Annotated in this window: 14 protein-coding genes; 3 read left to right on the top strand and 11 right to left on the bottom strand. The window is 61.9% G+C overall.

Annotated elements, in window-relative coordinates; genetic code table 11:
• Nucleotides 1–42: 42 nt before the first annotated feature.
• From ACI3KW_RS02785 to ACI3KW_RS02760, 6 genes are all read right to left on the bottom strand, one after another.
• Nucleotides 43–2,142, bottom strand: coding sequence for an ADP-ribosylglycohydrolase family protein (locus ACI3KW_RS02785; RefSeq protein WP_404846837.1), 2,100 nt, complete (start codon nt 2,140–2,142; stop codon nt 43–45).
• Nucleotides 2,143–2,154: 12 nt separating this feature from the next.
• Complete coding sequence (locus ACI3KW_RS02780; RefSeq protein ID WP_404846836.1) at nt 2,155–3,318, bottom strand: ADP-ribosylglycohydrolase family protein; 1,164 nt, start codon at nt 3,316–3,318, stop codon at nt 2,155–2,157.
• 99 nt (nt 3,319–3,417) lie between these two features.
• A complete protein-coding gene (locus ACI3KW_RS02775; RefSeq protein ID WP_404846835.1) occupies nt 3,418–4,824 on the bottom strand; it encodes an extracellular solute-binding protein in 1,407 nt (468 codons plus the stop codon).
• A gap of 116 nt (nt 4,825–4,940) precedes the next feature.
• The gene (locus tag ACI3KW_RS02770; RefSeq protein WP_404846834.1) at nt 4,941–5,840 is read right to left on the bottom strand and encodes a carbohydrate ABC transporter permease; all 900 of its coding nucleotides are present in this window, start codon (nt 5,838–5,840) and stop codon (nt 4,941–4,943) included.
• A complete protein-coding gene (locus ACI3KW_RS02765) occupies nt 5,840–6,835 on the bottom strand; it encodes an ABC transporter permease (protein WP_404846833.1) in 996 nt (331 codons plus the stop codon). The genes ACI3KW_RS02770 and ACI3KW_RS02765 overlap by 1 nt, the downstream gene beginning before the upstream one ends.
• Nucleotides 6,836–6,847: 12 nt before the next feature.
• Nucleotides 6,848–7,894, bottom strand: a complete 1,047-nt coding sequence (locus ACI3KW_RS02760) for a LacI family DNA-binding transcriptional regulator (protein ID WP_404846832.1) — start codon at nt 7,892–7,894, stop codon at nt 6,848–6,850.
• Nucleotides 7,895–8,172: 278 nt separating this feature from the next.
• On the opposite strand from ACI3KW_RS02760, the gene ACI3KW_RS02755 reads away from it, so the two are divergent.
• A complete protein-coding gene (locus ACI3KW_RS02755; RefSeq protein ID WP_404847036.1) occupies nt 8,173–9,180 on the top strand; it encodes a serine hydrolase domain-containing protein in 1,008 nt (335 codons plus the stop codon).
• A gap of 3 nt (nt 9,181–9,183) precedes the next feature.
• On the opposite strand, the gene ACI3KW_RS02750 is transcribed toward ACI3KW_RS02755, so the two are convergent.
• The 5 genes from ACI3KW_RS02750 to tpiA all read right to left on the bottom strand — a co-directional run bounded on the left by ACI3KW_RS02750 (nt 9,184) and on the right by tpiA (nt 12,993).
• The gene (locus ACI3KW_RS02750; protein WP_404846831.1) at nt 9,184–9,366 is read right to left on the bottom strand and encodes a DUF4169 family protein; all 183 of its coding nucleotides are present in this window, start codon (nt 9,364–9,366) and stop codon (nt 9,184–9,186) included.
• Nucleotides 9,367–9,368: 2 nt separating this feature from the next.
• Complete coding sequence (locus ACI3KW_RS02745; RefSeq protein ID WP_404846830.1) at nt 9,369–9,872, bottom strand: GNAT family N-acetyltransferase; 504 nt, start codon at nt 9,870–9,872, stop codon at nt 9,369–9,371.
• A complete protein-coding gene (locus tag ACI3KW_RS02740; protein WP_404846829.1) occupies nt 9,872–11,500 on the bottom strand; it encodes a CTP synthase in 1,629 nt (542 codons plus the stop codon). Before ACI3KW_RS02740 ends, ACI3KW_RS02745 begins: the two co-directional genes overlap by 1 nt.
• Before the next feature lie 111 nt (nt 11,501–11,611).
• The gene (secG, locus tag ACI3KW_RS02735; protein ID WP_404846828.1) at nt 11,612–12,127 is read right to left on the bottom strand and encodes a preprotein translocase subunit SecG; all 516 of its coding nucleotides are present in this window, start codon (nt 12,125–12,127) and stop codon (nt 11,612–11,614) included.
• A gap of 110 nt (nt 12,128–12,237) precedes the next feature.
• Entirely contained in the window at nt 12,238–12,993 is a 756-nt protein-coding gene (gene tpiA, locus ACI3KW_RS02730) for a triose-phosphate isomerase (protein WP_404846827.1), read from the bottom strand.
• Nucleotides 12,994–13,115: 122 nt separating this feature from the next.
• On the opposite strand from tpiA, the gene ACI3KW_RS02725 reads away from it, so the two are divergent.
• Nucleotides 13,116–14,990 (top strand): SurA N-terminal domain-containing protein, encoded by a 1,875-nt coding sequence (locus ACI3KW_RS02725; RefSeq protein WP_404846826.1) that lies wholly within the window; start codon nt 13,116–13,118, stop codon nt 14,988–14,990.
• Nucleotides 14,991–15,021: 31 nt separating this feature from the next.
• A complete protein-coding gene (trpE, locus tag ACI3KW_RS02720; protein ID WP_404846825.1) occupies nt 15,022–16,530 on the top strand; it encodes an anthranilate synthase component I in 1,509 nt (502 codons plus the stop codon).
• Nucleotides 16,531–16,570: the final 40 nt, after the last annotated feature.

Here is a 16,570-nt window from a genome sequence, read left to right as displayed (position 1 = left end):
TGTCATTCCCGCGAAAGCGGGAACCTCTGTTTCACTTGCGGCTTATGCCGTCTCGACGATCTCAATCCGGCCAACGCCAATCCGCCCCGCGCTCGCGAGCCGAATGCCCGTCATGCCATAAGCGTAACTCGCGTCCACCGCCTCGATCAGCGCCTTGCCATCGACGGCAAAGCTCAGCTGGTCACCCTTGAGCGTAAACTCAAACGAATAGCTCTTGCCGGTCTCGACCTTGAACGGCGCCCGCGCCAGCACGGTGCTGCCGAAATCCTCCTTGAGGATCACGACCTCATCGCCGTCGAACCCGGCCGCATAGAACCGCCCCGTGCCCTGCACCCGCGCCGTCACCAGCTGCGAAATGCCCGACAGGCGCTGCACATCGGCCGTCACGCTCAGGTCCCGCGCATAATAATGCCCGGTCCACAGATCAGCGTCCGTCGCCGTATGCCCCTGAATGCGGTCACCCGACTTAGTCCAGTGCCCCCGGTTCCAGGTGAAGCGCGTGATGGAGCCCAGCTCCTGCACCTCCCGCGCCGGCTCGATCACCGTCTTGCCCGCCCCGCCGATCTGGAAATCAGCCAGGAACAGCCGCCCCAGGAATTTCAGCCGACCGAAATATTCGATGGAGATACCCACCTCGTCGATCGCCTCATCGCCTTCCGGCACCACAAAGCTGATCTCCTGCCAGCCCTCGGCCGATGGCACATGCCAGGCGCCCGTCTCCTCGATGGCCCCGCTCATCGTCCGGCGGATATAGGGCGCAATCCGCAGATTGCCGTCACCATTCCACGGATCGAGCCACACCTTGAAGCTCACCGTCTGCCCGGCATCCAGCACCGGCGAGAACATCGGCCGATAACGCTCATCGTCAAAATCGGCCCGGCGGTAGAATGGCTTCCAGAATACCCGACCGCCCTGCCCGCGCTCCAACCGGTCGAGCTGGATTTCCAGCGACCCGCGCGAATCTTCGGTATGCCGCTCCGTCCCGCCCTTGAGCGTGATCTGGTTGAACCCCTCGGTGCGGAAACCATGTGTCGCCCCCGGCAGATCGAAATCGAACCGCACCCCACGCCGCGTCATGTCTTCCAGCCACAGCGCCGGAACATCACGCCCCGCCAATTGCAGCGCCAGCACCGTCAATTCCCGCGCAAAGCTCGGGATATCGACAATGTTGATCGAGCCCACAATGCCCGACGCCACCAGGAAATCGTTGATCGGCTTGCGATACTTGTCCCAGCCCGGCTGCAACCCCTCGAACGTGCCGACAATCGCGCCCGCATTGCCCGCATTACAGTCCGTATCCCAGCCCGCCATGGTCGCAATCTCGACCGTGCGCGGCAGGTCGCCCTTGCCATAAAGGATCGACATGATGGTCACACCCGCATTGGGAATGATGTGGCAAACGCCCGGGTAGCGGTCATAGCCCCACTCGGCCGTCAGCATGTCGCGGCAAGCGCGCCAGTCATCCGGGTTAGCCTTGTGGAAGTCGATCACCGCCTGGCAAACCCGCGCATAGGTCGAGCCGGCATCGATCGTCTCCATCGCCGTGGCGATGATCTCGTCAATCGAGCTAGCCTCAAACGCCGCCGCAATTGCCGCCGCGCAGAACCGCGCGCCATTGAGCCCGTCGCCGTCATGCGCCACCGATGCCGCCATGGCCGACATATCGGCCGCCTTCTGCGGATTGCCCGGGTTCACCCAGCCCCAACTATCGATGAAAATCTGCCCGCCGATCTGCTCGGCCACAGTCGTGCCATTCTGCGTGATCGAGCCAGATTGCGGCGCCGGAATGCCCGCCCGCAGGTTCCGATAAGCCGTGTGCTCGGTCGAAACGCCAAACCCGCCCCACCAATACATGCCATGCTCTTCGGCGGCATAATTGAGCCAGGTCTTGCCGACATCGGCCGCGGTCGCGTTCAGCCCATAATCGCGCAGCGCGCGGATGAAATAGACCGGACCATTGGTGTCATCATCTGCCGCGAAGTTCTTGAAATCGCGCAGATATTGCGTCACCTCGCCATAGGTCTTCTGGATGCGCTCATAGCTCCAGATGGTCGGCTCCACGGGCGCCCCCAGGCGCACGCCAATGGCCTTGCCGATAAAGCCGGCATAGATTTTTTCAAGGATTTGGATTTCGGAGAGCATCAGAAAAGTCTTTCAAACAAGAGTAAGGCGAGCGCGCTGGCGCGCTTCGGCGGCTTGGTGATCGGCGGTGAGAATGGTCTTGGCCGTTTCGGTGAAGGCATCGGCCGATGCGGTCAGGTCGAGCCGATTGGCGCTATCGAGCAGCGCCCGGTCCTCGGCGAGTATGACGCTTTCGCCATGCAGCGCGCCCAGGATCGCCCCGGCCATCACGCCGATGGAATCCGTATCCCGCCCCGAATTGATCCCGTCTTCGATCGATACGCGGAACGCCCCGTCATTGAGCAGGCAAAAGCCCAGCGCCAGCGGCAATTCCTCGATCGCATTGAGCCGCGATGGCCGATAAGCATCGGTCAGCCGCCCCACCCGCTCGGGGCTGTGGTTCACATCGTCCCCCATGGGCGAATATTTGGCGATGGCCGCATGGAACGCGTCGCATACCGCCGCATGGCTCGCGCCGGTGCCGCGCAAGTCCCGCGCAATCGCGGCAATCTCCACAATGGCGTTGCGTGTCCCGTCCTTGGCCACGCCAATCGCCGCGTCGACAATGGCGTCAATGCTGGTACCCGGCACAAAAGCCGCCGCCACCGCCGCCGCCATCACCCCGGCCGCTTCCAGCCCAAAACTCTCCTGGTGTCCCGAAGCAAAGGCGATCGCCTCGTCATAGGCCGCCTTGGGGTCCGCCGCATTAGTCACGCCAATCGGCGCGATATACATAGCCGCCCCGCAATTGACCATGTTCCCGATCCCGCCCTGCCGCGGGTCGCACGAACTCAGCTGATGCCGCTGGAAAATCCACTTTTCCGGATAAAACAGTCGGTCGATCAACATCGCCTCGCGCTGCAATTCGGGCACCCAGCGCGGCTTCCAGGCGATTTGCCGCACCATGCCATCGGCCATGTCCCAGGCATCCAGATGCCGGCGCACATCGCCGTAAATGTCCATCAGCGCCAGCGTCATCAGCGTGTCGTCGGTGACAATGCCGTCGCCGCGCACCCGGTTATTGCGCGCCTCGGGCGCCATATCCATCTTGTGCCAGCGCGTCTTGAGCGAGGTCACCCGGCCATAACGCGCCCTGATATCGGCCGCCGACAGCTTCTCCACCGGCGCGCCGAGCGCATCGCCCAGGGCAATGCCGTGCAACATGGCGCGGACCCGGCCGCGAAGGGAATTTGGCATGTATTCGACTTTCACTTCTGACCAGTCGACCCCCACCCCGGCGCTCCCCTCAAGGGGGAGGGATCGAGGGAGGGGGTCCCTGTGTCGTTACTCAGATGCCTACTTCAGCACAGTCCGCGCATATTCATTCAGCCGGCTGCCGCCCGCCGCTTCCCATTCCGCGACATAGGCATCCCACTGGTCCATTCCGGCTTCACCGGAGATGAACTTGTAGACCCAGGCGCGATAGACGCTTTCGGTGGCATCGAGGTCCGCCGCATAATCAGCCGGGAACACGAACGCATTGTCCGGCTTGAAATTGTCCGACACCTGCTTGAGCGAGGCTTGTGCGGCTTCGCTCATCCAGGGGGTCGGCGGCGTCCAATTGGCGGAAGCGAAGAAGCGCGCATACCAGGTGCTGATCTTGTCGGTCATCGTGTAGGTGTCGCCCGACTTGGTATATTCCTCGCCTTCAAAGCCGAGGCGGTCGAGCAATTGGCCTTCCGGGCTCGCCATGAAATCGAGCAGCGCCATCACCGTGTCCTTGTGCTCGGAGAGCGAAGACATGGCAAAGCCGCGCGCTTCCTTGGACACATCGATGGCCTGATTGCCCTGCCCGGCCGGCCCCTTGGGCGGCGCCAGCAGCACCAGTTCAGTGCCTGGATGCACCTGGCGCATCTTGCCGCCATAAATGTCGATGACTTCCGCGGACGAGCCGAAGATCACGCCAGCCTTGCCGGTATAGAACTTGTCTTCCTTCACATCGAATTTGGACGTGATGTATTCCGGGTCAAACAGGCCCTTCTCGCGCAGCGAGGCATAGAAGGCGATCTTGTCCTTCTCCTGGCTGGTGATGCGGGAATTGACCCATTCGCCAGCCTCGTTCTTCATCCAGCTCCCGGTCACCCCGAACGCCTGGTTGAAAATGGAATCCAGCTCATTGGTGTTGTCGGCCGCGGTCACGCCATAGGTATTGGCCACCCCGTCGCCGTCAAAATCACCATCCTTGATGGCGGTGAACAGGGCGACATAATCCTCAACCGTCTGCGGCGCCGGCAGGCCTGACTTTTCCAGCCAATCCTTGCGGATCACCGGCTGCGGCATGCGCGGCGGATAGACGTAAAGCAGGTAGGGATAATTGGCCAACCGCTCCACATTATGCGGATAAAGCGCCGCCTTCAGGTTCGGCGATTTCTCGATCCAGGGCGTCAGGTCTTCCAGAATCCCCTGCTCCACCATCTTGGCGTCGCCACCCTGGAAATAGATCAGGTCCGGGATATCGCCCGAGAGCAGCATGACGCTGAGCGCATCGGCATAGCCGGAGCTGGGCAGATCAACGATCTGGATATCGATCTCGGTGCCCTTGGCCGCCATCGCTGCCTCGATCCGCTCGATATGCTTCACATCGGGCGGATTGGTACTCACCAGATCCTTGCTGACCATCCGGATCACCACCGGCTCGGCAAATGCCGGCGCAATGGCAAATGCCAGCGCAGTCGTCGCCAGCAACAGTTTCCTCATAAGCATTGCAGTCTCCTCCTAGTGTTTTTGGTAGCCACTCAGCCGCTTGCGCGGGATTTTGGTTGTGTCTCGAAAATTCCCCACCCACCGTGTCATCGCGGAGAGTGGAAATACCGGTGGCCTCATCCCTTCAACGCCCCCGACATCGTCCCCTTGGTGAAGAACTTTAGAATCAGCGGGTAGATCACCAGGATCGGCACGATGGTCAGGATGATCATCCCGGCCTTGAGCGCCCGCAGGTCGATCTGGCTGGCCCCGGTGTAATTGTTCGCCGCGTCCACCCCGACAATGGCCAGCTTGTCCCCGCCGATCACGAATTGCCGGAGCACCACTTGCAGCGGCCACTTGCCCTGGTCGGTGATGTAGATCATCGCCCGGAAAAACTCGTTCCAGTGGAACACGATGTAGAACAGGGTGATCGTCGCCAGCGCCGGCTTGGCCAGCGGCAGCACCACATACCAAAAGGTCTGGAATGCGTTGGAGCCATCGAGCTCGGCCGCATCGAGTAATTCCTGCGGGATTTCCTCGAAGAACCGGATCAGGATGATCAGATACCAGGCATTGACCAGCTTGAAGAGGATCACCGACCAATAGCTGTCCAGCAGCCCCAGCCGCTTGTTGACGAAATAATCGGGAATAATGCCGGGGTCGAACACGATGGTGACCAGCACCATGATGAACAATATCCGCCGCCCCGGCAGGCCCGGCCGCGATAGGCCCCAGGCCATCAGCGCCGTGAAGATGATGTTGAGCAGCGTGCCGACCCCGGTGATCAGGATCGAATTGAGCAACCCGGCCCGCACATTGGGATGGTTGATCAACAGCGTCCAAACATCGAACGACAGCCCACGCGGCAACACTTCCATGCCGCTCATCCCCGGCAGCTTGGCCGGATCCGACAGCGACACCGCCAACAGGTTCAGCAGCGGCTGCACCGTAACGACCACCAACAGCAGCAGCGTCGAAATGATGATCGCATATTCCACTCGCTCGAGCGGGGTGCGGCGATTATTGGCGGCCATCACCAGACTCCCTTGCCGGTCAGTCGTTTGGAAAACAGATGCGCCAGCAGGATCAGCAACATGCCCAGAACGGCCTTGAACAGGCCCGCCGCCGTCGCCAGCGAGTATTCCCCGGTCTGCAAGCCGATGCGGTACACATAGGTGTCAACGATATCGATCTGGCTGCGCACCACGTCGTTGGAGAAGTTGATCACCTGGTTGAGGTCGGCGCTGAGGAACATGCCGGCATTGAGAATGAACAGCGTAGCAATGGTCGGCACGATCCCCGGGATGGTCACGTAGAGGATTTTCTGCCAGCGATTGGCCCCGTCCATTTCCGCCGCGTCATACAGCGCCTGGTCGATGGCGATGATCGCCGCCAGATACAGCAGGCTGTCCCACCCCGCCGAGCGCCACATTTCCGAAAACACCAGCACCCAGCGGATCGCGCCGGTATCGGTCATGTAGGATTTCGGCTGCCCGCCGAAGAAGCCGGTAATGTCATTGACCACGCCATCGCTTGGCGACAGCGCCGCGATGAAAACACCGGCAATCACCACCCAGCTCAAGAAGTGCGGCAGATACACTGCCGACTGGATGAACTTGCGCAGCGAACCGCTCCGCACTTCATTCAGCATCAGCGCCACGATGATCGGCACCGGAAACACGAACAGCATTTTCATGCCGGAAATGATCAGCGTGTTGACCAGCACCTGCCAGAACACCGGTGAGGTGAACAGCACCTGAAAATGCTTCAGCCCCACCCAGATATTGGGCGGGATGATCCGCACCTGCTCAAACGCGATCTTGGCTTCCCAGATCGGCAGATAGTGAAACAGGATGAAGAAAATGATGCCCGGCGCCATCATGGCGTAATAGGGCCACCATTGCCGCACCTTTGCGCCGAAACCGCCCGTCGATGCTAACAGTCCGTTAGCAGATTCGGCGCCCTCGCGAGCGGGAACGTTCCCAATGTCAGGCGCCGTAACACGGCGCAGCCCTGGCTTCGCAACCATCGTCAGTCCTCCCTACCCCGCCGCAACGCGCTTGAGGGCTGGCACCGACAGATCGGCGAGTGAACCTCGCTCTATCAGCCGGCACGGCATATAGATCCGGCCATGTTCGGGCCGGTGTTCGATTTCGTCGAAGAGCTGTTCCACTGCCCGCACGCCGATTTCGCGGCCCGGCTTGGCAATCGTGGTCAGTCCCGGCCAGGCAAATTCGCCCGACGGAATGCCGTCAAAGCCGATGATCGATACATCGGCCGGGCAATTCAGCCCCGCCTCGCGCACGGCCATCATGGCGCCCAGCGCCATCATGTCATTGGCCGCAAACACGCAGACATGCCCGACATGCGGCCGCTCCAGCAGTCGCCGCATTGCCTCGCGCCCGCCCTCGACGGTGTATTCGCCATCTTCCATGGCCAATATGCCAGGGTCGATGTCGCGCTCCACGCAATGCTCATGCACCGCCCGCAAGAACCGCGCCCGCGCCAGTCTCGACTTGGGTCCGACGATAAAGCTTGGCGCAGAATGCCCTTTGGAAACAAGATGATCCATCCCAAGCCTCACAGCCTGGGTGATATCTGAACCGACGCTCGATATGTCGGCAAACCGCTCGGCGCTCGATCCGATGAACACGAATGGCAGCCCAAAACGATGGTGGTCGTCGAAATTATCGGCCACCGGATTGATGATCGCGCCATCCACCCGCGCCCGCCGCAGCGTGCCGATATGGGTGGCTTCCTTGGCCGCATCCCAGTCCGACGAGAACACCAAAAGCGAGGCACCGCTCTCCGCCGCCCGGTCCTGTGCGCCGCGCGCTACCTCACCCCAGAACGGGTTGGTGATATCGGGAATGACCAGCCCCAGCATGCCCGAACGGCCCGATCGCATGCCCACCGCCAGGTGGTTGCGCTCATAGCCCGTCGCCGCCGCCGCCCGCAAAACCCGTTCGCGCGTCTCGTCATTGATATTGTCCGAACCGGCAAGCGCGCGCGCCGCCGTGCTCTTGGACACGCCAGCGCGTTCTGCCACATCAATGATGGTCGGCCGACGATTGCGGCTGCTGTTCATAAACCCATCCCAAAATGGCTTCTGCCGGCATCTCACTTGATGGGAACGTTACCGCGAATCCAAATCAAGTCAATTACTTTGTGCCGCTACGTCGGTCGCCTGCCAAAACCCAATCAAAATCAAAACCTTACCGCATGTGCAAAACCACGCCCACTGGTTGGCAGATTGCAGCACACCAGCCTCGCGGGCAGCTTCCCACCTCCGATCACAACAAAATTCCTGGAAATTTCACTCAAACCCATGATTTCGTCGCACCCATCATCCAAGGATTGCCGATGATGTTCCGCAGCCTCGCCCTCGCCTCCTCAATGCTCCTCGCCACGCCCGTCTTCGCGCAGGATGCAGCGCCCGCGCGCACGCTGACTGAAGTGCTGGAGGATGCCGAACGGCTCGAACCGCTTGAAACCGTGATCGTTTCGCAGAACGGCGAAATCATCGCCGAGCGGGGCTATAACGGCCACCGGCTCGACGCCCCGACCAACATAAAATCGGCTTCAAAAACAATCATTTCCGCCCTGATCGGCATCGCCATCGAGAAGGGCATTCTCGAAAGCACCGACCAGAAGATCGCGCCAATCCTGCGCGCTGACCTGCCCTCCAATGCCGATCCGCGCATCGAGGACATCACCGTCGGCGACCTGCTCACCATGCGGGCCGGGCTCGAACCCACATCCGGCGTCAACTACGGCCGCTGGGTCGCCAGCGACAATTGGGTCCGCGCTGCCCTCACCCGCCCCTTTGTCGATGATCCAGGCGCCGGCATGCTCTACTCCACCGGCTCCAGCCACTTGCTGTCAGCCATCCTCACCCAGCAAACCGGCCGCTCAACCCTGGCCAACGCCCGTGAATGGCTCGGCGCGGTCCCAGGCTTCGCCATCGCCAGCTGGGACCGCGACCCACAAGGCATCTATCTGGGCGGCAACCAGATGGCCATGACCCCACGCTCGCTGCTGGCCTTTGGCGAGCTCTACCGTAGCGGCGGCCTCGCCCCCGATGGCACACGCGTCATCTCGCAAGCCTGGATCGACCAATCCTGGTCCCCGCATACGCGATCCATCCGCACTGGCGACAGCTATGGTTATGGCTGGTTCTTGCGCAATATCGGTGGCGAAGACACCCGCTTTGCCTGGGGTTTTGGCGGCCAGATGCTCTACGTCGTGCCTGCGCTGGACCTGACCGTCGTAATGACCTCGGACGAAACCACCGGGGCCGCCAATACCGGCCACCGCGACGATCTGCATGACCTATTAGCCGAAATCATCGCCACCACAAGCGATGCGGAATAGGCCCTACTCGTCCTCGCCCCGCTTATGGGCATCGGTCCGCTTATCCACCAGCGCCTTCTCGGCCTCAGCCAAGGTCTTCTCAGCCTTGGTCCGCCCGAACTTGACGCGATTCTCGGCCGCCAGCGCGGCTTTGCCGGCCCGAGCCTTGGCCTTGCGGGCCTTGGACAGCGAAATGATTTCAGCCATGTCTAGCGCGCCTCCGGACGGTTCAGCCGAAGATAAACGCTGTGGCACCATTCGTCACCCAGCAGGAAGGTGTTCTCGGCCCGCCCGGCCTCAACAAACCCGAGCTTGCCCAGCACGCTCAGCGAGGCGGCATTGCGCGGGTCCACGTCGGCATCCAGATGCGTCGCTGTGGTATCGGCAAAGACGTAGGCGATGAATGCTCGTGAGGCCTCGGTCGCTAGCCCGCGCCCCCAACAGTCCCGCCGCAACATGAAACCGAAATCGGGCAGCCGCCCTGCTCCAACCGTGCCGATGGCCTCGCCATCCAGCACCATGATGAAGTCCTCGCCGCCATTGGCCGTGCTCTCAAGCATCTTGTCGAGCCAGCGCCTTGTCACCTCGCGGTCGGCATGCGGCAATGTCGACCAATACCGCATCGCCTGCGGGTCCGACATGATGGCGAACATCGCTTCCAGGTCGCTTGCGAGCGGCCGCCGCAATAGCAGCCGCTCACTGCGCAATTCCATCAGACCAGCCGGCTCTGTTCCATCGCGGCCGCAATGAAGCTGGCGAACAGCGGGTGCGGCTCGAACGGCTTGGACTTCAGCTCCGGGTGGAACTGTACGCCGATAAACCAAGGGTGATCGGTGCGCTCGACAATCTCGGGCAGCTTGCCATCGGGCGAAACGCCGGAGAACAGCAGGCCGTTCTTCTCGAGCAGTTTGCGATAGTCCATGTTGACTTCGTAGCGGTGGCGATGGCGCTCGGAAATGCGCGTGGAGCCGTAAATGTCGGCCACACGGCTGCCGCGCGTCAGCTGCGCCGGATAGGCGCCCAGCCGCATCGTGCCGCCCAGATCGCCCTCGGAAGCGCGCTTTTCGGTGTCGTTGCCCTTGACCCACTCGGTCATCATGCCAACGATCGGCTCCTTGGTCGGGCCAAATTCGGTGGACGAGGCATTCTTGATGCCGGCCGTGTTGCGGGCCGCTTCGACGCAAGCCATCTGCATGCCAAAGCAAATACCGAAATAGGGCACGTCCTTGACGCGGGCAAAGCGAGCCGCCTCGATCTTGCCGGCCGAACCGCGCTCGCCAAACCCGCCAGGCACCAGAATGCCATGCACATGCTCGAGATAGGGCGCCGGATCGTCGCGCTCGAAGACCTCGCTATCGATCCATTGCAGGTTGACCTTGACCTTATTGGCAATGCCGCCATGGGCCAGGGCTTCGCTCAGCGATTTATAGGCATCCTTGAGGCCGGTATATTTGCCGACAATGGCGATATTGACCTCGCCTTCCGGGTTATGCAGGCGGGCCGAAACATCTTCCCAGGCCTTGAGGTCCGGCGCCGGCGCATCGCTGATGCCAAAGGCGGCCAGGATTTCGCGATCCAGCCCTTCCTTGTGATAGGCCAGCGGCACGTCATATATGGACGCAACGTCCAGCCCCTGAATAACCGCGCTTTCGCGCACGTTGCAGAACAGGCTGAGCTTTTTCTTCTCGCCCTCGGGGATTGGGCGATCGCAGCGCACCAGCAGCACATCCGGCGCAATGCCGATGGAGCGCAGCTCGCGCACCGAGTGCTGGGTCGGTTTGGTCTTGAGCTCGCCGGCCGAGGGAATGTAGGGCATCAGCGTCAGATGCAGGTAGCAGGCGTGGCCGCGCGGCAGATCATTGCCCAACTGACGGATCGCCTCGAAGAACGGCAGGCCCTCGATATCGCCGACCGTACCGCCGACTTCGACCAGCACGAAATCGAACTCGTCATTGCCTTCAATGACGAAATTCTTAATTGCGTCGGTGACGTGCGGAATAACCTGAACGGTCGCGCCGAGATACTCGCCCTTGCGCTCCTTGGCCAGGATGTCGGAATAGATGCGGCCGGTGGTGATGTTGTCGCGCTTGTTGGCCGCTCGGCCGGTGAAGCGCTCATAATGGCCCAGATCCAGGTCGGTCTCAGCACCATCGTCGGTGACGAACACCTCACCGTGTTGGGTGGGCGACATCGTGCCGGGGTCCACATTGAGATAGGGGTCAAGCTTGCGCAACCGCACCTTGTAGCCGCGCGCTTGCAGGACTGCGCCAAGCGCCGCCGATGCAAGACCTTTACCCAATGAGGAGACCACGCCTCCGGTGATGAATACGTACCGAGCCATGGGCGTTCACCTTAATCACATCGTCGTCGATTCGTAGAGCCCGCGTGCGGCTCTACACAAAAAGAAGAAGGGGATGTTTCCATCCCCCTCTGTCGCTACGCCTTGCGGCGGTTAGTTGGTCGCCGGAGCGGCCGGTGTTTGCGTCGGCGTCTCCGCCGGAGCCTGCGGCACCGGCAGGTCGCTATTGGCGGCCGGGGCAGTCGTCGTCGTATCGGTGGTTGGGGCCACAGTGCCGATATCCTCGGTCACCGGGTCGGCGCCAGCCGGAGCTGCAGGATCACTTGCAGGAACCGGCAGATCGGACGTCGTGCCGCCCTGCAGCGAATTGAGCGCATCAAGCACGCTGGTGGGTGCGGTCTGATCGGTGCCCTGCACGGCGCGTTCGAGAATGCCCGAAGTGCCACGATCAAATTCGCTGAGCACGGTCAACCCGATCGCCGTTGCGAAAAACAGCGTCGCCAGAATCGCCGTGGTCCGGGTCAAAAGGTTGGCCGAGCCGCGAGCGGTCATAAAGCCGCCGCTGCCACCACCAATGCCCAGCGCACCGCCCTCGGAGCGCTGCAGCAGGATCACCGCGATCAGCGCCAGGACGATCAGCAGATAGGCAACAATCAGGACGTTCGCCATCGTGTCTCAGTTTCAGGTCGTGTCAAAAGATGGCGCGTCTTACACGCCTCGTGCCGCAATTGCCAGAGGCCGGGCGGAATTTCCAACCAGCCTCTGCCGTCTCGCGCTTATTATACGGCGGAGATAATGGTGTAGAAGTCCTTTGCCAAGAGGCTGGCGCCCCCAACAAGCCCGCCATTGACGTTTTCAATGGCCAAAATCTCGCGCGCATTCTGCGGCTTGAGCGAGCCACCATAAAGAATGCGGATGGCGAGGCCCTTATCCGCGAACCGGTCGACCAGAATGGTGCGGATGCGATTGTGCATCTGCGCGATTTCTTCGCTAGTCGGCGTGCGTCCCGTGCCGATCGCCCAGACTGGTTCATAGGCGACGATCACCTCATGTTGACCGGCATGATCGGGAATCGATCCGGCGAGCTGGGTGGCGACCACGGTTTCGGCCTTGCCGCCATCGCGCTCTGCCTCAGTTTCGCCGACGCAGATGATCGGCTTGAGCCCGGCGCCGATGGCGGCCTCAGCCTTGGCGCGAACAGTTGCATCGGTTTCGGCATGGGATGCGCGGCGCTCGGAATGGCCGACGATGACATATTGCGCGCCCGCATCGGCCAGCATGCCGGCTGCGATATCCCCGGTATGGGCGCCGGAGGCAGCGGGATGGCAATCCTGCCCGCCGGCCAGAATGCCTGATGTGGCGCCCTGGCGGGCGACGGCCGCCAGAATCGTTGCGGGGGGACAGATGACCACGACGGCGCGGGGCGCTTCACCGGTTGTCAGCATTTCTGCCAGGCTCTGGAGTTCGTCCAGCGAAGCGCGAACGCCGTTCATTTTCCAGTTGCCCGCGATCAGCGGCGTCAATGTCGTTGTCACTCTTAATACTCCTGCCTCTTGCACCAGAGCGGGCTTTGCCCTAACCCCGAACGTCAAATTGGATTACTAGTGCCCACCCGCTGCTGCGGTAAAGCCTAGATACGCGTTATGGAACGTCTGACATGCTCGATAGTTTGCGCGGTTTTGCAAAATCCTGGCCCGGTAAGGTCATGGGTGCTTTTCTTTTGGTGGGCATTGCCGGATTCGGCATCAACAATGTCATCACCGACCTGGGCACCAACACCGTAGCACGTGTCGGCAATGAGGAAATCAATTCGCGGGAATTCCTGCGCGCCTACCAGAACCAGATGAACCAGGTCGCCCAGCGGCTGGGGTCAGTCCCCACTCAGCAGGAAGCCGTGAGCCTGGGCATTCCCTCTATGGTGCTGCAGAGCCTGGCGCAGGATGCGGCCCTCAGCCAGATGGCAAACAATTTCGGGCTCGGCGTTTCCGAGCAGAAGCTCAGCGAAATGCTGCGCGAGGACCCATCCTTCGCCGGCACGCTCGGCACGTTCGACCCCGCCGCCTTCACCCAGGTGTTGCAGCAGAGCGGCCTGACCGAGGCCGAATATTTTGCCGACCAGAGCAAGGCCGCAGAGCGCCAGCAACTGGTGCTCTCGCTGTTTGGCGATACCAAGCTCTCCGCCACGGCTTCCAACCTGGTCAATCGCTACGCTGCCGACCAGCGCACCATGGATTATTTCGTCATTGGCGACACCAATATCGAAACACCGCCAGCGCCGACCGAGGCAGAACTGGCCGCCTATCTCACCGAGCATCAAGCCGACTATCGCACCGTTGAAACCCGTACGGTGCAAATGCTCGAGCTGTCGCCCGCGAGCCTGGCTAAAACCAAGACCATTTCCGACGACGCCATTGCCGCCGAATATGAGCGCACCAAGGCCAGCCTCAATACGCCCGAGACCCGCACCATTCAGCAGGTCGCGCTCAATCCGGAGCAGGTCACCGCCTTCGAAGCCGGCCAGACCGCTGGCACGCCCTTCGAAACGCTGGTGACCACTGCCGGCTTGACGCCGACCGAGCTTGGCACCTTGGCGCAGTCCAACATCACCGACGCCGCCCTCGCCACCGCCGCCTTCGGGCTGCCGCAGGGCGGGTTCGCCATCATCGATGGCATTGGTGGCAAGCGCGCCATTCATGTCTCGGCCATTCAGCCGGCCCGCGCGCCTACTCTGGCTGAGGCCCGTGACCAGATTGCGCAGAATCTGGCTCTGGCCGAGGCGCGCAATGAGGTGTCCGACGTTCTCGACCAAATCGAAGAATTGCGCGCTGCGTTCCAGCCGCTGACCGACATTGCCGCCCGCTTCAACCTCGATCTCTACGAGGCCAATGTGACTGCCGGCGGCGGCGAACTCTCCGTCGTTCCCGGCCTTACCGATGCCGACCGCCCCCGCGTTGCCCAGGCTATTTTCAAGGCCGAAGAGGGCAAGCTGACCCCGGCAACCCAGTTGGCCGGCAGTGCCAATCTGTGGTTCGACCTGGTCAAGATCGACCCGGCACGCGACCAGACGCTTGATGAAGTGCGCGAGCAGGTGACGACCGCGATCACCACCGAACGTACCAATGCGGCCCTCGCCACCGCGCAGGATGCCGCTGTAAAGCGCATCGAGGCCGGCGAAGCCATTGCCGATGTGGCCGCCTCGCTCGGGGTGTTCCCGCAGCTAAGCACCCAATTCACCCGCTTTGGCTCGCAGGACCAGACGATTGACCAGACGGTCGCAGCCGCGGCCTTTGCCGGTGGCGAAGACCACCACGGCGCCGTGGTCAGCAATAGCGGCGAGCACATCGTCTTCCAGGTCACCGCTGTGACGCCAGCCGAAGGCGGCCTGGCCGAACAGGCCAATGCCAGCCTCGAAAACGAAGTGCGGATCGGCATCTATGGCGATTTCGTAACGGCCGTGCGCGACGAAGCCGGCTTGCGCGTCAATGAGCAGGCCTTGCAGCAATCGCTTTCTCTCCTCACCGGCGCGCAATAGCGCCGGCCCAACTCAACTGGAACACCTGACGATGGGCGACGATTCCTACCAGCGCTTTGCCGAGCAATACGAAGCCGGGAAATCGCAGATCGTCTGGCGTCGCATCGTGGCCGACCTCGAAACGCCGATCGGCACCTATCTGAAGCTGGCGCAGGACCGCACCAACACCTTCCTGCTCGAATCAGTGCAGGACGGTGCCATTCGCGGCCGCTATTCGATCATTGGCCTCTTGCCCGATGTCATCCTCAAGGTCGAGGCCGGCCAGGCGTCCATCAATCGCACGGCCCAGCTTGATCCGGATCATTACGAGCCGCTGAGCGAAGCCCCACTCGACGCGCTGCGCACCCTTGTGGCCGACAGCAAGATCGACGTGCCGCCCGGCCTGCCGCCGCAGTCGGCCGGCATTTATGGCTTTTTGGGCTATGAGATGGTCCGCTACATGGAAGTGCTGCCCAACAGCAATCCGGACCATCTGGAGCTTCCCGAAGCGACCTTGATGCGCCCGTCGCTGCTGGCCATCTTCGATACGCTCAAGGACGAGCTTTATCTCACCGCTCCGATCTTCGTGCGGGAGGGCGTCAGCGCCCGGCAGGCCCATGAGGCGGCCGAGGCCCGCATCGAGGAGGCCATCGCCCGCCTGGGCCGCGCTTTGCCCACTACAGCCGCTCTGCCCGACCTTGAGAGCATCGCTGTCACCAGCAACACCAGCCGCGAAGAGTATTTCGCGATGGTGGCCAAGGCCAAGGATTACATCACAGCCGGCGATATCTTCCAGGTCGTGCTCAGCCAGCGCTTCGAAGCCGAATTCACCCTGCCCGCCACCGCACTCTATCGCGCGCTGCGCCGCACCAATCCCAGCCCCTATATGTATTTCCTCGATTTCGGCGGCTTTGCCATTGCCGGTTCGAGCCCTGAAGTGCTGGTGCGTGTGCAGGATGGTCAAGTCACCATCCGCCCCATCGCCGGCACCCGCAAACGCGGCGCCACCCCGACGCGGGATCAGGAACTGGCCGCCGAACTGCTGGCCGACCCCAAGGAACTGGCCGAGCATCTGATGCTGCTCGATCTGGGTCGCAATGATGTCGGCCGCGTCGCTAAGACCGGCACGGTCAAGGTCACCGACAAGTTCTTCCTCGAATTCTACTCCCACGTCATGCACATCGTTTCCAACGTGGTTGGCGTGCTCGATCCCAAATACGACTTCGTCGATGCCCTCTCGGCCGGCTTCCCGGCGGGCACGGTCTCCGGCGCCCCCAAGGTTCGCGCCATGGAAATCATCGATGAGCTGGAAAAGTCCCGCCGCGGCATCTATGGCGGCTGCGTCGGCTATTTCAGCGCCGATGGAACCATGGACACCTGCATCGTGCTGCGCACCGCCATCGTCAAGGATGGCAAGCTCTATGCCCAGGCCGGCGCCGGCATCGTGGCGGACAGCAAACCCGAACTCGAACAGCTCGAATGCGAAAACAAGGCCCGCGCCCTTTTCAGCGCCGCCGAGGAAGCGCTACGCTATGCCGGCGAGGCAAGGATCGGGCAATGAGCGAAACTTTTGAAGACCTCATTGTGAGCTTGTCGAACCA

This window comes from Devosia sp. ZW T5_3 (assembly GCF_044987315.1).
In the GTDB taxonomy this organism is placed as follows: domain Bacteria; phylum Pseudomonadota; class Alphaproteobacteria; order Rhizobiales; family Devosiaceae; genus Devosia.
Note: the sequence above shows the minus strand (reverse complement) of the source record. Positions and strands in the feature narration are given on the sequence as shown.

Excerpts from the sequence above, each read along its gene's own strand:
- ACI3KW_RS02745 (WP_404846830.1), bottom strand. The coding sequence starts at position 9,872 with ATGGAATTGCGCAGTGAGCGGCTGCTATTGCGGCGGCCGCTCGCAAGC.
- ACI3KW_RS02755 (WP_404847036.1), top strand. The coding sequence starts at position 8,173 with ATGTTCCGCAGCCTCGCCCTCGCCTCCTCAATGCTCCTCGCCACGCCC.
- ACI3KW_RS02740 (WP_404846829.1), bottom strand. The coding sequence starts at position 11,500 with ATGGCTCGGTACGTATTCATCACCGGAGGCGTGGTCTCCTCATTGGGT.
- ACI3KW_RS02725 (WP_404846826.1), top strand. The coding sequence starts at position 13,116 with ATGCTCGATAGTTTGCGCGGTTTTGCAAAATCCTGGCCCGGTAAGGTC.
- ACI3KW_RS02760 (WP_404846832.1), bottom strand. The coding sequence starts at position 7,894 with ATGAACAGCAGCCGCAATCGTCGGCCGACCATCATTGATGTGGCAGAA.
- ACI3KW_RS02770 (WP_404846834.1), bottom strand. The coding sequence starts at position 5,840 with ATGGCCGCCAATAATCGCCGCACCCCGCTCGAGCGAGTGGAATATGCG.
- ACI3KW_RS02775 (WP_404846835.1), bottom strand. The coding sequence starts at position 4,824 with ATGCTTATGAGGAAACTGTTGCTGGCGACGACTGCGCTGGCATTTGCC.
- ACI3KW_RS02785 (WP_404846837.1), bottom strand. The coding sequence starts at position 2,142 with ATGCTCTCCGAAATCCAAATCCTTGAAAAAATCTATGCCGGCTTTATC.
- ACI3KW_RS02750 (WP_404846831.1), bottom strand. The coding sequence starts at position 9,366 with ATGGCTGAAATCATTTCGCTGTCCAAGGCCCGCAAGGCCAAGGCTCGG.
- secG (WP_404846828.1), bottom strand. The coding sequence starts at position 12,127 with ATGGCGAACGTCCTGATTGTTGCCTATCTGCTGATCGTCCTGGCGCTG.
- trpE (WP_404846825.1), top strand. The coding sequence starts at position 15,022 with ATGGGCGACGATTCCTACCAGCGCTTTGCCGAGCAATACGAAGCCGGG.
- ACI3KW_RS02765 (WP_404846833.1), bottom strand. The coding sequence starts at position 6,835 with ATGGTTGCGAAGCCAGGGCTGCGCCGTGTTACGGCGCCTGACATTGGG.
- ACI3KW_RS02780 (WP_404846836.1), bottom strand. The coding sequence starts at position 3,318 with ATGCCAAATTCCCTTCGCGGCCGGGTCCGCGCCATGTTGCACGGCATT.